We start from the raw sequence: 14,645 nt of genomic DNA on the forward strand, positions 1-14,645 counted from the left end.
GATTCCGCCCCGGACCGTCGCGCCCGTAACGATGGAGAGTTTGTTGTTCAATACGAGCGTCGAAGAAAAAGAAGCTCCTCCGGAGCCCCTCAGTCCTGAACCCCTCAGTTTTGTATTGGGCCGCGATCTTGGCGGCCACTGGATCGTCCAGGAAACACACGGACTTTGCGGCGGATTGTTCGCCAGCAAAGACGCTGCAATCAGCTACGCCAGATTCGAGAGCGCCGACCGCAAAAGCGTGATCCGCCTCGCCCCCGATCCCATCGAATTAAACTGTTCGTCCTAACCGCCGCCGCCGCGCGTCGCCGCGCGTCGCCGCGCGATTTGCCGTGCTTCATTCGTGCATGAGGACGCAAAAGCGATGGACATCCCGCTTCGTGACAACGGCGTTCCGGCAGCCTGGGCGCCCGGCGGAGGGCGAAGATCGCCGCCGACGGCTGAACTCGCTTGCGCGGAGGCGGCGGCGGCGGCCCTGCGGGAGGCGCTCGCGTTCCGATGCGCGGCGCGGCGCAAGGACAAGGCGTCCGGACGCGCGCCGGGGGAGGGGGCATGACCTTCGGCGGCTGGCTGCAAATCATCCTGATTCTCGTCCTTGTGGTCGGCTTTGCCGGGCCGCTCGCACGTTTCATCGCGAGGCTGTTCGAGGGTGGACGCACCTTCCTGTCGCCCGTCTTGGCGCCGATCGAGCGCGGGCTCTATCGGCTCGCGGGAATAGATCCCGAGACCGAGCAGGACTGGCCCGATTTCGTTCAACGGCGATGCGCCGGCAGCCGTTTGGCATAAGTCAGCGGGCTCAGCGATCATTCCCGTCAAAGTTGCGTTTGTACGCGCTCGTCCTCCCCATCTTTACGTTTTCCTTATGCCCTGCCGCCCAATGCCGAATGGATCGCTTACGTATTTCAATCGTAACAGCAGGGCTCAAATCTGGAGGCGCCTTGCTATGGCCGATCTTGTCTACGTCGTTCTCGGACTTTTGTTCTTCGGGCTGATGGCGGTCTACGCCAACGCCTGCAGCCGGCTGTGAGGGGAACGCCATGATCGAACCCATCATCGGCCTGATCGTCGGCGTCAGCCTCGGAATCTACCTGCTGTACACGCTGATCTATCCCGAAAAATTCTGAACTTGCAAAAAAATCTGACCTTGAAGGTGACGCCATGACATTCGTCGGCTGGTTGCAAATTGCGATCGTCCTCGCCCTCGTGCTCGCAACCGCCATACCTCTGAGCGGCTATATCGCGGGCATATATGCGGGCAAAGACAACTTCCTCTCGCCGGTTTTGCGGCCTGTCGAGCGCGGCTTCTATTGGCTCGCCGGCGTCGATGAGACGCGCGAGCAAAGCTCATTCCTTTACGCGATCGCCCTGATCGCCTTCTCGATCGCCGGCTTCGTCTCGCTCTACGCCTTGCAGCGGTTCCAGAATGTCTTGCCGCTCAACCCGCAGGGTTTCGACGCGGTTGGCGCCGATCTGGCGTTCAACACGTCGATCAGCTTCATCACCAACACCAATTGGCAGAACTACGGCGGCGAGACGACGATGAGCCATCTCACTCAGATGCTCGGCCTCACCGTTCACAATTTCCTGTCGGCGGCGACTGGCCTGGCGATCGCCTTTGCGTTCGTTCGCGCTTTCGCGCGCTCATCGGCGGCCACGGTCGGCAATTTCTGGGTCGATGTAACGCGCGTCTCGCTCTATATCCTGCTGCCGATCGCGATCGTTCTCGCGCTTGTCTTCGTTGCGCTCGGCGTGCCGCAGACGCTGGCGGGCTCGGTCGATGTGACGACGCTGGAGGGCGCCAAGCAGACGATCTCGATGGGGCCCATGGCCAGCCAGGAAGCGATCAAGCAGCTTGGCACCAACGGCGGCGGATTCTTCAACGCCAATTCGGCGCATCCGTTCGAGAACCCCAACGCCTGGACCAATATCCTCCAGATCTGGGCTTTGTTGCTGATTCCGGTCGCTTCGGTGATCGCCTTCGGCAGGGCCGTTGGCGATTTGCGGCAGGGGCGCGCGATCCTGATCACGATGGCGATTCTGTTGATCGTCGGCGTCGGCGTCATCTATTGGGCGGAAAGCGCCGGGACTTTGGGTCTGACCGCTCTCGGGCTCGATCCGTCGGCCGGCAATCTCGAAGGCAAGGAAATTCGCTTCGGGCAAGCGATGAGCGCTCTGTTCACGTCGGCGACGACGGGCACCGGCACCGGCGCCGTCATTACGATGCACGATTCGCTGACGCCGCTCGGCGGTCTCGTGCCGCTGTTTAACATCCTGGCCGGCTGTATCTGGCCGGGCGGCGTTGGCGCGGGGCTCTATGGCTTTCTCGTCGTCGCCATCGTCGCCGTCTTCGTCGCCGGCCTGATGGTTGGGCGCACGCCCGAATATCTCGGCAAGAAGATCGAATCGCGCGAGATGAAGCTCGCGATGTTCGCGGTGCTGATCTATCCGATGGTTGTGCTTGGCTTTTCCGGCGCCTCCGTCCTGCTGAAGACCGCGCTCGACAGCCTCAACAATGCGGGCCCGCACGGGCTTTCGGAAATCATCTACGCCTATGCTTCGACTAACGCCAATAACGGCTCGGCTTTCGCCGGACTGAACGGCGCGACGCCCTGGTTCAATACGACGCTGGGCCTCGCCATGCTGTTTGGCCGCTTCGCCTATGCGATTCCGGTGCTGGCGCTGGCCGGTGGGCTGGCGGCCAAGAAGAAAGCGCCGGCTTCGGCGGGAACTTTCCCGACCACCGGACCGCTGTTCGTCGGCCTGCTGCTCGGCGTCATCGTCATTCTCTATCTGCTGCAATATTTCCCCGCGCTCGCGCTGGGACCAGTCGTCGAGCATTTCCTGATGCTCAGCGGCAAGGCGTTTTGACAGCAAGTTTTCTTTGATCGGAGTTATCCATGTCCACGAATGCGAAGGCTCAAGGGCTTTTCGATCCGAAGATCATCCGCGCGGCTGCTCTCGACGCCTTGCGCAAGCTCGATCCGCGCAAGCTGGCGAAGAATCCGGTGATTTTCGTCACCGAAGCGGTCTCGCTTGTCGTCACCGGCTTCTTCATCCGCGATCTCATCACGCATGAAAGCTCGCCGTTGTTCTCCGGTCAGATCGCCTTCTGGCTGTGGTTCACGGTGCTGTTCGCCAATTTCGCCGAAGCGGTGGCGGAGGGACGCGGCAAGGCGCAGGCCGACGCTTTGCGCAAGACGCGCAGCGACACGCGCGCCAAGCGCTATGTCGACTCGAAAAACCTGAGCGAAGTCATTCAGCCTGTGAACGCCCAGGACCTGCGGGTCGGCGATGTCGTTCTCGTTGAGGCGGGCGACATCATCCCTGGCGATGGCGAAATCATCGAAGGCGTCGCTTCGGTCAACGAATCGGCCATCACCGGCGAGTCCGCGCCGGTGATCCGCGAAGCCGGCGGCGATCGTTCCGCTGTAACGGGCGGCACCACGGTTCTCTCCGATCACATCAAGGTGCGCATCACGGCTGCGCAGGGCTCGACCTTCATCGATCGGATGATCGCGCTCGTCGAGGGCGCCGAGCGTCAGAAGACGCCGAACGAACTCGCTTTGTCGATCCTGCTGTCCGGCCTGACGCTGATCTTCCTGATCGTCTGCGTCACGCTCTGGCCGATCGCCGCCTATTCCGGCACGGTTCTCTCGGTGACGGTGCTGATCGCCCTGCTGGTCTGCCTGATCCCGACGACGATCGGCGGCCTGCTGTCGGCGATTGGCGTCGCGGGCATGGATCGCCTGATCCGCTTCAACGTGATCGCGACTTCAGGCCGCGCGGTGGAGGCGGCGGGCGACGTCGACACCCTGCTGCTCGACAAGACCGGCACGATCACCTTCGGCAATCGCATGGCCGATGAATTCATCCCGGTCGCCGGCGTCACCGAGCGTGCGCTCGCCGAGGCGGCGCTGATCGCCAGCCTCGCCGACGAGACGCCGGAAGGTCGTTCGATCGTCGCGCTCGCCAAGAGCCGTTATGAGATCGCGGCGCCCTCGCTGCCGCCGGAAGCGACCGTGGTCGAATTCACCGCCCAGACGCGAATCTCCGGCCTCGATATGCCGGGGCGCGTCTTGCGCAAAGGGGCGGTGGACGCGATTCTTGCGCAGTCTGCGACGACCGGCACGGCCGCGCCGATGCGCAATAGCGGCGGCGCTGGAGTGCTTGTTCGTCAGGCGACGATTGGCGACCTGGCGCCGGCCGATTTCCGTCAAGCGGTCGATCGCATTTCGCGCTCGGGCGGCACGCCGCTCGCGGTCTCCGACAGCGGCCGGTTGCTCGGGGTGATCCATCTCAAGGATATCGTCAAGCCCGACATTCGCCCACGTTTTGCGGAGTTGCGCGCGATGGGCATCAAAACGGTGATGGTGACGGGCGACAATCCGATCACCGCCGCGGCGATCGCCTCGGAAGCGGGCGTCGACGATTTCCTCGCGCAAGCGACGCCGGAAGACAAGCTCGCCTATATCCGGCGCGAGCAGCAGGGCGGCCGCCTGATCGCCATGTGCGGCGACGGCACCAATGACGCGCCGGCTCTCGCGCAAGCCGATGTCGGCGTCGCGATGCAGACCGGCACGCAAGCGGCGCGGGAAGCTGGCAATATGGTGGATCTCGATTCCGATCCGACCAAGCTCATCGAAATCGTCGGCATCGGCAAACAATTGCTGATGACGCGCGGTTCGCTGACCACCTTCTCGATCGCCAATGATGTCGCCAAATATTTCGCGATCATCCCGGCTTTGTTCGTCACGACCTATCCCGAGCTTGGCGCGCTCAACATCATGGGGTTGAGTTCCGACAAATCGGCCATTCTGTCCGCCGTCATCTTCAACGCGCTGATCATTATCGCGCTGATCCCGCTCGCGCTGAAAGGCGTCGCCTATCGTCCCGTCGGCGCGGCCTCGCTGCTTCGCCGCAACCTGCTCATCTACGGCCTGGGCGGCGTCATCGTTCCCTTCATCGGCATCAAGATCATCGACGTCTTGATTTCCGCCTTGCATCTGGCTTGAGGAAAAAAGTCATGTTAAGCCAAATTCGTCCCGCCATCGTCCTGCTGGTCCTGTTCACCGCCTTGACCGGCCTCGCCTATCCCCTGGCGATCACCGGCATCGCCCAGGCGGTCATGCCCAACCAGGCCAATGGCAGCCTGCTCACGACCAGCGCCGGCCCGGTTGGCTCGGCGCTGATCGGCCAGAACTTTGCGACAGACAAATATTTCCACTCCCGTCCGTCGGCGACCCAGGCGCAGGATCCCGCCCATCCCGACGATTCCTCGAAGACGATCGACGCGCCCTATAACGCCGCCAATTCGACCGGCTCGAACCTTGGCCCAACCTCGCAGAAGCTGCTTGATCGCGTGAAGGCGGATGTCGACGCCAGGCGCGCCGCGGGCGCGACCGGCGTCATCCCGGCCGACGCCGTGACGACTTCGGCTTCGGGTCTCGACCCGCATATATCGCCTGAAAATGCCCTCGCGCAGGTCGCCGCCGTCGCCAAGGCGCGCAATCTGCCCGAAGACAAGGTTCGCGCTGTGGTCGAGGCCAATATCGAGGGCCGCGCGCTGGGGCTGATCGGCGAGCCCCGGGTCAATGTCCTGCGCCTGAATATGGCGCTGGACGCCCTGACGTCGTCCTGAAATTGCGCGACGTTGAGGCCAAGGGGCGCTATCATCGTCGAGACCTGACTCGACGCTGAGGCCTATGGTGCAAGAACGAGATCTGGACCGCCGGCCCGACCCCGACGCGCTGCTCGCGCTGGCGGGCAAGGAGACGCGCGGCCGGCTCTGGGTTTTCCTCGGCGCCGCGCCCGGCGTCGGGAAAACCTATGCGATGCTCGCGCGCGCCCGCGCGCTGAAGCGGGACGGCGTCGATGTCGTGGTCGGCCTCGTCGAGACGCATGGACGCGCCGAGACCGCGGCGCTGATAGAAGGCCTCGAAGTTCTGCCGCGCCGCGCGATCGAATATCGCGGCCAGACGATTGAGGAATTCGACATCGACGCCGCGCTGGCGCGCAGGCCCAAGCTCATCATCGTCGACGAACTCGCCCATACCAACGCCCCGGACAGCCGCCATCCCAAACGCTGGCAGGATGTCGAGGAATTGCTCGACGCGCATATCGACGTCTGGACCGCGCTTAATATCCAGCACATCGAGAGTCTCGCCGATGTCGTCTCGCGCATCACGGGCGTGGCCGTGCGCGAAACCGTGCCCGACACGGTCCTGCGCGACGCAGCCGATATCGTGCTCGTCGACATTACATCGGATGAACTGATCCAGCGTCTGAAAGAGGGCAAGGTCTATCTGCCCGAGACGGCGCGCCTCGCGCAGCAGAACTTCTTCACGATCGGCAATCTCACCGCCTTGCGCGAGCTTGCCTTGCGGCGGACGGCGGCGCGCGTCGACGACCAGATGGTCGATTATCTGCGCCAGCACGCGATCGAAGGCCCATGGGAGACGTCGGAACGCTTGCTCGTCTGCGTCGGCCCCGATGCGCTTTCCGAGGCCGTCGTGCGCACGGCGAGCCGTCTCGCCACCGGCCTCAACGCAAGCTGGGTGGCGGTGACGGTGCAACAGCCGGGGCGCGAAGAGACCGATCCGGCCAAGGCGAAGCGCGTTGAAGATGCGCTGCGCCTCGCCGAGCGCTTGGGCGGCGAGACGGAGCGGCTCGTCGGGCAGGACTTGCCCGCCGAAGTGCTGCAATTCGCGCAGCGCGAGAACATCACCCAGATTGTGATCGGGCGCTCGCGCGCCAGTCTGTGGGCGAAGCTGATGGGGCGTTCGCTGTCCAGCGCGATCGTGCGCCGCTCGAAAAACATCGGCGTGCATGTGGTCATCGGCGGTTCCGACAGGGATGAACCGGCGGCCCGCCAGTGGCGATGGCTCCGGCTTTCCGGTCTGCCTGTCGGCGCGCTCGCGGCGGTCGCTTCCGTCGCCGTCGCCGTCGGGCTTGGCTATGGCCTCGACGTCTGGCTGCACCTGCCCAACCTGTCGATGATCTTCCTCACCGCGGTTTTGTTCTGCGCGGTGCAATTCGGCCTGCGCTCGGCGGTGGTCGCCGCGGTCCTGTCCTTCTTCGCCTATGATTTTTTCTTCATCGACCCGCGCTATGAGTTTACGATCCAGGAGCCGCAGGAATTCTTCGCGCTGCTGATTTTTCTCGTGGTCGCGGTTTTCACCGGCCTGCTCGCCGGGCGCGCGCGCGATCAGGCGCAGAACGTGCGCGACAATGCGCGCACGACGCAATCGATCTATGAATTGTCGCGCAAACTGTCGGGCGCGGCCGCGCTCGACGACATCCTTCTGGCGGCGACCATCTATATGCACAGAACGCTCGGGGCGCGTTGCATCGTGATGATGCTGCCGGAAGATGGCGAACTGAACCTCTCGGTCGCCTGGCCGCCGATCGACGAACTCGATCCCGGGGAGACCAGCGCCGCGCGCTGGGCCTTCGACAAAGGCGAGCCCGCCGGCTGGCGGACTGGCACCTTGCCCAATGTGCGCTTCCAGTTCCGCCCGCTCGTCACGACGCGCGGGGTGGGGGGCGTTTGCGGCATCGAGCCGGCCGACCCGAACGCGACCATCTCGCCCGAACGCGAGCGCGCGCTCAATCTCATCCTTGAGCAAACCGCCATCGCGATCGACCGCTCGCTGCTGGTCAAGGATTCGGTGAAGACGGCGGCGCTGGAAGAGAACGAAAAGCTGCGCACGACGCTTCTGTCCTCGCTGTCGCACGATCTGCGCACGCCGCTCGCTTCGATCACCGGCGCCGTCACCACTTTGCGCCAGTTCGGCGAGACCATGGCGCCGGCCCAGCGCGCCGATTTGCTCGCCTCGATCGAAGAAGAGGCGGCGCGCCTCATGCGCTTTGTCGCCAATCTGCTCGATATGTCGCGCATCGAGGCGGGCGCGCTGAAGCCCAAACGCGACTATGTCGATGTCGCGGAAGTCGCACGGGCGGCGGTCGAGCGCGCGCGCAAGGTTTTCCCCGGCCAGCCGGTCACGACCAGCTTGGCGCGCGACCTGCCGCTGATACGCGGCGACGCCAATCTGCTGGAGCAGGTTCTGTTCAACCTGCTCGACAATGCGCAGAAATACGGCGGCGGGGCGGGCGTCGTGGTGCATGCGCGCCGCCTCGGCGTCGACGTCCAGATCTCGGTCACCGACGAAGGCGAGGGCGTCAAGCCGACCGATCTCGAGCGCATTTTTGAAAAATTCTATCAGGGCGGTCGCTCGGACGGCCGCAAGGCCGGCACGGGACTGGGCCTGTCGATCGCGCGCGGATTGATCGAGGCGATGGGCGGGACGATCCATGCCGAAAGCCCCGCCGCGCGCCGGCGCGGCACGCGCATCGTCATCCAATTGCCGGGCGCCGCGGCGCCCGCCGCCGCGCAGGAGAATGCATGACCGGTCTTCGCGTCCTGGTCGTCGACGACGAGCCGCAGATCCTGCGGTTTCTGCGCCCCGCGCTGGAGGCGTCGGGCTATGAGGTGCTCCATGCCGCCGCGGGGCGCGAAGCCTTGCGGCTGATCGCCAATTCGGCGCCCGACATCATCGTGCTCGATCTTGGCCTGCCCGACATGGATGGCAAGGAGGTGCTGGTCGAGGCGCGCAAATTCACGGCGGCGCCGATCCTTGTTCTGTCGGCGAGGGACCGGGAGGCCGAGAAGATCGCCGCGCTCGATCTGGGCGCCGACGATTATGTCGAAAAACCCTTCGCCATCGGCGAGCTTCTCGCGCGCCTGCGCTCGGCGTTGCGCCACCGCGGCGGCGGCGAAGCGCAGCCCATGCATGTCGAAGTCGACGGCCTCGCCATCGATATGGACAAACGGCGCGTGACGAAGAGCGGCGCGGCGGTGAAGCTGACGCCGAAGGAATATGATCTCCTTTGCATCCTCGCGCGCCACGCGGGCCGGGTCGTGACGCACGGGCAGATCCTCACTTCCGTCTGGGGCCCGGCGCATAAGGACGACACGCAATATCTACGCGTGTTCATCGGCCAGTTGCGCGCGAAGATTGAGAGCGACCCGGCCGCGCCGACCATCATCCGCACGGAGGCGGGGATCGGCTATCGGTTCAGCGAGGAATAGGGGAGGGGGCTGGCAAGTTCATGGCGCCAGCGTGATTTGTCGGCAGACCGACTCCTCCCGGCCGGCGGGGCCTTGACGCGGTGCGCCTCAATGCAGTCTGCTCGGCGCCGACGGAGTGAGATGACGGGACATTGATCGATCCCCGCTGGCGGCCGGACCGGCGAGGATTCTTGCGGGAGACGTGCGATGCGATCGTCTAGCGAAACCCAAGCCCTGTTCGACATCCTCAGACAATCGACGACGCCGGCGGCGGCGGGCGCGATCGAAGCTTTGGTGCGGGAGGGGAGCGACCGCGCCCTCTGCCGCGTCAATGCGCTCGACTTCGCGGCGACGCGGGGCCTCAACGAAGAGGAGGCGATCGCGGCCTTTCTCCACGCGGCCCGGCTCGGCCTCTTCGAACTCGCCTGGAACGTGCTCTGTCCGGGATGCGGCGGCGTGCTCGACACGGGCGCGACGCTGAAAAACGTGGATCGCGAAGAATATACCTGCACGCTTTGCGCCGCCGGCTACGAGCCGACGCTCGACGAAATGGTCGAGGTGACGTTTACGGTCAGTCCCAATGTGCGCCGCATCGCCGCGCATGATCCGCACACCCTGCCGGTGATGGAATTCTATCGCCAGGTTTTCTGGGGTTCGGGCATCGATCTTCCCGACGATGAAACGCTCGCCCGGGACTTTGAAGAGATCACGCTCGACTCGCTTGAGCTGCCGCCCGGCGAAAAGGCCAGCATGTCGCTGCAGGCGCCGGAGGCGTTCCTCATCGTCATCGATCCTGTCGTGCATCTCGCCCAGTTCATCGAAGTGACGGGCGAGCCGACGCGCGAGCGCCAGACGCTGAGCGCGGTGCTGACCATGGAATCGCCGGGCAGCCGGGTGACGATCCGGCCCGGCCCGCTTCGCATCCTCTTCGAGAACCGCACCAGCCTGCGCACATTGCCCAGCGTATGGATCGGCGGCGACAAACTGCATGGGCTCATGAGCAAACGCCGACCGTTCCTCACAGCCAAGCGGCTTCTCACCAATCAGACCTTCCGCGATCTCTATCGCACCGATACGCTTGACGTCGACCAACGACTGAAGATCACCAGCCTGACCTTCCTGTTCACCGATCTGAAAGGCTCCACCGAACTCTACGACCGGGTCGGCGATCTCGTCGCTTACGATCTGGTGAAGGCTCATTTTCGCGCGCTGCATGAGATCGTCGCCGCGGAGGGCGGCGCCGTGGTGAAGACGATCGGCGATGCCGTGATGGCCACCTTTCCGTCGCCCGATCGCGCCGTCGCCGCCGCGTTGCGCATGCGCGCCGCCATGCGCGACCTCGGCGCCGATCTCATTTTGAAGATCGGCATCCACGAAGGCCCGTGCCTGGCGGTGATGCTCAACGAACGACAGGATTATTTTGGCCAGACCGTCAACATCGCCTCGCGCGTGCAGGGCCTGGCGACATCCCCATCGATCTTCGCCACCGGTCCGGTGGTCAGCAACAGCCGATCGGCGGAGATACTTGAAGAGGCGGGAATCATACCTTCGCCCAAGGAGCATTCATTGCGCGGCATTGCGGAAAAGATGGCCGTGTTCGAAATTCCTTGAGCATGGCGGACATCCTTGTCTTGCCTGCTTTGTAACGACCCCGCGGCCGCCTCCGTGGATTGCCGGGGCCTTACTATTGCCGCAGGTGCACGCGCCGCTTCGCCGGGCTGTGAGGGGTGCGGGCCGGGCTGGCTTCGGTCGGCGGTGTCGCAATCTCAGTCGGCGTCACGGTTTGCGGCTCCAGGATCGCGTAGGGCGATTCGCTGGGCGCGAGGTTGCCGCTGCCTCCCATGGCATGGGCGTTCCCTGCGCCGAAGGCCAGAACGGCGAGCGTTGTTCCCAGAAGGAAGATATTGCGCATAGGTTTTTCCTCTTCGTTGCCCCAGAACGCATGGGAAAGGCCGCAAAGGTCACCCTTCGGTAGCAGGCTGCCGAGCTGCGACGGTCCTCGCGTGGCTTGTCTATAGGCCCGCGCCGTTCCCGATGATGTGGCGCTGGCTACATCGCGCGCTTGCGCCTCCGTCATTGCGAGCGGCGCCTACGCTCGCGCGTGACAGCGCGCCAGCAAAGCGCTTGGATGGATTGGGTTCTCTTACCGACCGTTCCGGCCTATCGGGCGACGCCAAGAACAAGTTCGGTTGTTGCGTGGCTCGCCTGCGCGCGCTCGCGCGCTTCGGACAGGGTATCGACATAGGCGACTTCCGTCTCGCGCAATCCCGCCGTCATCAGCGCGCGGCGAACCCCGGGCCGCGCTTGCGCGATAAATACGCTTGTGTTCGCGCGCCGCAGCTTAAGCACGAAGGCCCTGAGCGCCTTGGCCGCCGTCGTGTCGATCAGCGGCACATCGGCGAAATCGAACGCGAAGTCGCGTGGATATTTCCCGATGCCGTCGAGCGCGGCGTTGACGGCCGCCGTGGCGCCGAAGAAGAATGCGCCGCTGATTTTGTAGACCATGAAATCGGCGCTGCTCGCCGCATCGGAATCGTAAGTTGCGCGTTCGCTGGAATCGGCCTGGTCGTCTCCGGTCGACGGCGCCCCCTCGCGGATTTCGATCGCTCCGGCCATGCGGTGCAGAAAAAGGAACGCGCCCAGCGTCACGCCGACCGCGATGCCGAGCGTCAAACTCTCGAAAATCGTCAGAAGAAACGTCGCCAGCAGCACCAGGGCGTCGCCGCCAAAGCCGCGGACTAGGGCGATGAATTCTTCCCGCTCCGCCATGCTCCATGCGACGACGGTCAATATGGCGCCGAGCGAAGCAAGAGGAATGTAGGCGGCGAGCGGCGCGGCGACCAGCATGAACAGCAGGACATAGAGGGCGTGCAGCATGCCGGAGACCGGCCCCTTCGCGCCCGCGCGGACATTGGTCGCGGTGCGCGCGATCGTGCCGGTGACCGGCATCCCGCCAAAGATCGGCGCGACAATATTGGCCACGCCCTGCGCGACGAGTTCGCAATTCGAACGGTGTCGCCGCCCGCTCATGCCGTCGGCGACGACGGCCGAAAGCAGAGACTCGATCGAGCCGAGCAGCGCGATGGAGAAAGCGTCCGGCAGCAGCGTCCACATCCTGGCCAGATCGAAAGGCGGCAGCGCGGGCGAGGGCAGGGCGCGCGGCACGCCGCCAAAGCGCGAGCCGATCGTCGCCACGTCGAGATGCAGGAGGCCCGTGAGCGCGCTGCATAAAGCCACCGCGATCAATATGGCGGGCCAATTGGGGCGCAGCCGTCGCAGCACGAGGATGACGGCGATCGCCAGCACTGACAAAGCGACGGTCGGGGCTTGAATCGTTCCGATCGCGCCCGCCAGCGCGAACAATTTGGGGACGAGGGCGGCCGGCTCCCTGGCGAGGTCGAGCCCCAGCAGTTCCTTGAGCTGGCTGGCGAAGATGATCACAGCGATCGCCGCTGTGAAACCGACCGTCACCGGATAAGGAATATATTTGATATAGGCGCCCCAGCGCATGAAGCCGACGATCATCATGATCGCGCCCGCCATCATCGTCGCGAGCACAAGGCCCTCATAGCCCTGGCGTTCGACAATCGAGAAGATGAGGACGATGAAGGCGCCGGCGGGACCGCCGATCTGAAAGCGACTGCCGCCTAAAGCCGACACCAGAAAGCCGCCGACGATCGCGGTGTAGAGACCCCGGTCCGGACTGAGACCGCAGGCGATGGCGATCGCCATCGACAGCGGCAATGCGACGATCGCTACGGTGAGGCCGGCGATCGCGTCCGCCTGGAACCCGCGCAGGCCATAGCCCTCGCCAAGCACCGTCGCCAGCTTCGGCGTGTACAATTCCCGGAAGGTCGGCTTGCGGATCGCCTGATCGTTCATGGCGCGCTCCCTTCGGCCGCAGGCGGCAGCTTGAGCGTCGCCGGCTGGCGCAGACGGACTCCCCGGCCGCCGCCGTCGCTGCGCATGTTTTCACCGATCAGTTCGACGCCCGCCGCCTCCAGCGCCCCGACGATTTTCATCAGGCTGTCGACCACGCCGCGCACATTGCCCTCGCTCGCCTCCATTCTCTGAATCGTCGCCAGCGAGACGTCGGATAGTTTGGACAGTTCTCGTTGATCGATTCCGAGCAAGGCGCGCGCGGCGCGCAATTGGGGGGCGGTCAACATTTTCGGCCTGCGTTCAAAAAGATCGACGAGTTGTGTATCATAGTGCGGTAGTGACGTATAGAACATCACTATCACATCTTATTACCGCATCGCCTGCGAAGACCTTGCCGTTCGCCAATTTCCGCAATTGGGGCCGCCTGTCGGACGTTCCGCCCCTGCGCTCTGGCGCATGACAGCCCGCCAGCGTAATTTGCCGGCATGAACGACGCTCCTCCACCTGCCGCCCCCACGCGCCTCACCGCCCGCGCCCTCATCATCGGCGAGCGCATCGAGACCGCCGGGCTTGAGCGGCCCGACATGATCTCCGCGCTGCCGCTGGCGTTCCGGGTGGGGACATCGGGCATGGTCGCGCTGTTCCGCTTTGGCGTCGCGGTACTGGTCGGCCTGTCGCCGCTGGAGGAGGAGGACGTTCTCGCCAAGCTCAAGCAGCGCAGCTCGGGCGCCCGGGCCCGGGTCGATGACGAGACGGCGATCCTTGAAATCGCGCCCGAATTCGACGATCTCGCGCCGCCCGGCGGTCCGATCCAGATGAAGAATCTGTCGCCGCAGCGCTTTCTCGTCGTCGCCGACGCTCTGGCCAAGACGGTGGCGCTGGGGCGCGACGAGCGCGAGGTCAACGCCGTCTTCGACGTGATCGAGCCCTTCGCCGCCACGCTCGCCAAAACCGGCCGCCCGCCGTTCCGCCGCCGCGCGATGCTGCGGCTGATCGGCCAGGCCCTGCTCGCCCAGCATCGCGTCTCGGGCCGTGTGGCGGTCGAGGAAAAGCCGGATGTCCTGTGGGACCGGCCCGATCTCGAGCGCCTCTATGCGCGCCTTGAAGACGAATATGAGCTGAAGGAGCGCGCCAGCGCCTTAAAGCGCAAACTCGACGTTATCGTCGAAACGGCGCACGCCCTGACCGACATTATCGACGCCGACCGCGCGACAAGGCTGGAGGCGACGATCGTCATCCTGATCGTCGCGGAGATTTTGCTGACGCTGTATCAGCTTTATGCGGCGGGGCGGCACTGACAGGACGCCGCCTTCCCCCAAGGGGGAAGATGTCATGCGTAGCATGACGCGGACGAACGCTACGCGTTCGCCTTGGGAAGGGGAGTCGAGCGAAGAGCGATGGCTTTGAACTGATGGGCGCGGCCCCGGCGCCATACCTGCGCAGAGGTCGTGGGTCAGTTTGAATTTCCGCTTCCGACCCGAAGTAGACGTTCACGTTCGCTGCGCGCCGAGCGCCCAACCACGTCGTTCAATCCCAATTGATTGCCTCCGAAACCTGCCATTCTTGGCTCCCCTTGCGGCGCCAAGACGCCTGCCAAAGGCCGAATTGCTGAGTATTAAACGCACGCGTTTCTGCGCCCCGATGATGGTGAAGCGGACATGCGAGACGCCACGGACGCGGCCTGTTAGCGCCGCTGCAC

13 protein-coding genes are annotated in these 14,645 nt (G+C 64.5%); 10 read left to right on the forward strand and 3 right to left on the reverse strand.

All coding sequences use genetic code 11. The annotated features are described in order from the left end of the window. The first annotated feature begins 43 nt into the window (after positions 1-43). The 9 genes from GSQ90_RS11005 to GSQ90_RS11045 all read left to right on the forward strand — a co-directional run bounded on the left by GSQ90_RS11005 (position 44) and on the right by GSQ90_RS11045 (position 10,675). Positions 44-286, forward strand: a complete 243-nt coding sequence (locus GSQ90_RS11005; protein ID WP_210254878.1) for a hypothetical protein — start codon at positions 44-46, stop codon at positions 284-286. Between the two features lie 263 nt (positions 287-549). Then, positions 550-783, forward strand: a complete 234-nt coding sequence (locus GSQ90_RS11010; protein WP_158814862.1) for a potassium-transporting ATPase subunit KdpA — start codon at positions 550-552, stop codon at positions 781-783. Between the two features lie 251 nt (positions 784-1,034). Further along, complete coding sequence (gene kdpF, locus GSQ90_RS32835) at positions 1,035-1,121, forward strand: K(+)-transporting ATPase subunit F (protein WP_158814949.1); 87 nt, start codon at positions 1,035-1,037, stop codon at positions 1,119-1,121. Positions 1,122-1,155: 34 nt separating this feature from the next. Continuing rightward, a complete protein-coding gene (gene kdpA, locus GSQ90_RS11020; RefSeq protein ID WP_158814863.1) occupies positions 1,156-2,865 on the forward strand; it encodes a potassium-transporting ATPase subunit KdpA in 1,710 nt (569 codons plus the stop codon). A gap of 29 nt (positions 2,866-2,894) precedes the next feature. Continuing rightward, on the forward strand, positions 2,895-5,009 hold the full coding sequence (kdpB, locus tag GSQ90_RS11025) for a potassium-transporting ATPase subunit KdpB (protein ID WP_158814864.1): 2,115 nt from the start codon (positions 2,895-2,897) through the stop codon (positions 5,007-5,009). 11 nt (positions 5,010-5,020) lie between these two features. Continuing rightward, positions 5,021-5,635: a potassium-transporting ATPase subunit KdpC gene (gene kdpC / locus GSQ90_RS11030; protein WP_158814865.1), complete on the forward strand. Its 615-nt coding sequence runs from the start codon at positions 5,021-5,023 to the stop codon at positions 5,633-5,635. A 64-nt stretch (positions 5,636-5,699) separates the two neighbouring features. Then, positions 5,700-8,402 (forward strand): sensor histidine kinase KdpD, encoded by a 2,703-nt coding sequence (locus tag GSQ90_RS11035; RefSeq protein ID WP_158814866.1) that lies wholly within the window; start codon positions 5,700-5,702, stop codon positions 8,400-8,402. Then, on the forward strand, positions 8,399-9,085 hold the full coding sequence (locus tag GSQ90_RS11040; RefSeq protein WP_158814867.1) for a response regulator: 687 nt from the start codon (positions 8,399-8,401) through the stop codon (positions 9,083-9,085). Before GSQ90_RS11035 ends, GSQ90_RS11040 begins: the two co-directional genes overlap by 4 nt. A 186-nt stretch (positions 9,086-9,271) precedes the next feature. After that, complete coding sequence (locus GSQ90_RS11045; protein WP_158814868.1) at positions 9,272-10,675, forward strand: adenylate/guanylate cyclase domain-containing protein; 1,404 nt, start codon at positions 9,272-9,274, stop codon at positions 10,673-10,675. A gap of 73 nt (positions 10,676-10,748) precedes the next feature. Here the strand turns inward: GSQ90_RS11045 and GSQ90_RS11050 are convergent, their stop codons facing one another. The 3 genes from GSQ90_RS11050 to GSQ90_RS11060 all read right to left on the reverse strand — a co-directional run bounded on the left by GSQ90_RS11050 (position 10,749) and on the right by GSQ90_RS11060 (position 13,233). Then, on the reverse strand, positions 10,749-10,976 hold the full coding sequence (locus tag GSQ90_RS11050; RefSeq protein WP_158814869.1) for a hypothetical protein: 228 nt from the start codon (positions 10,974-10,976) through the stop codon (positions 10,749-10,751). Positions 10,977-11,224: 248 nt separating this feature from the next. Beyond that, positions 11,225-12,946, reverse strand: coding sequence for a SulP family inorganic anion transporter (locus GSQ90_RS11055; protein WP_158814870.1), 1,722 nt, complete (start codon positions 12,944-12,946; stop codon positions 11,225-11,227). After that, positions 12,943-13,233: a helix-turn-helix domain-containing protein gene (locus GSQ90_RS11060; RefSeq protein ID WP_158814871.1), complete on the reverse strand. Its 291-nt coding sequence runs from the start codon at positions 13,231-13,233 to the stop codon at positions 12,943-12,945. Before GSQ90_RS11060 ends, GSQ90_RS11055 begins: the two co-directional genes overlap by 4 nt. Before the next feature lie 198 nt (positions 13,234-13,431). Between GSQ90_RS11060 and GSQ90_RS11065 the strand changes: the two genes are divergently transcribed. Then, positions 13,432-14,244, forward strand: coding sequence for an RMD1 family protein (locus GSQ90_RS11065; protein ID WP_158814872.1), 813 nt, complete (start codon positions 13,432-13,434; stop codon positions 14,242-14,244). Positions 14,245-14,645 lie beyond the last annotated feature (401 nt).

Source organism: Methylocapsa sp. S129 (assembly GCF_009765995.1).
GTDB lineage: Bacteria > Pseudomonadota > Alphaproteobacteria > Rhizobiales > Beijerinckiaceae > Roseiarcus.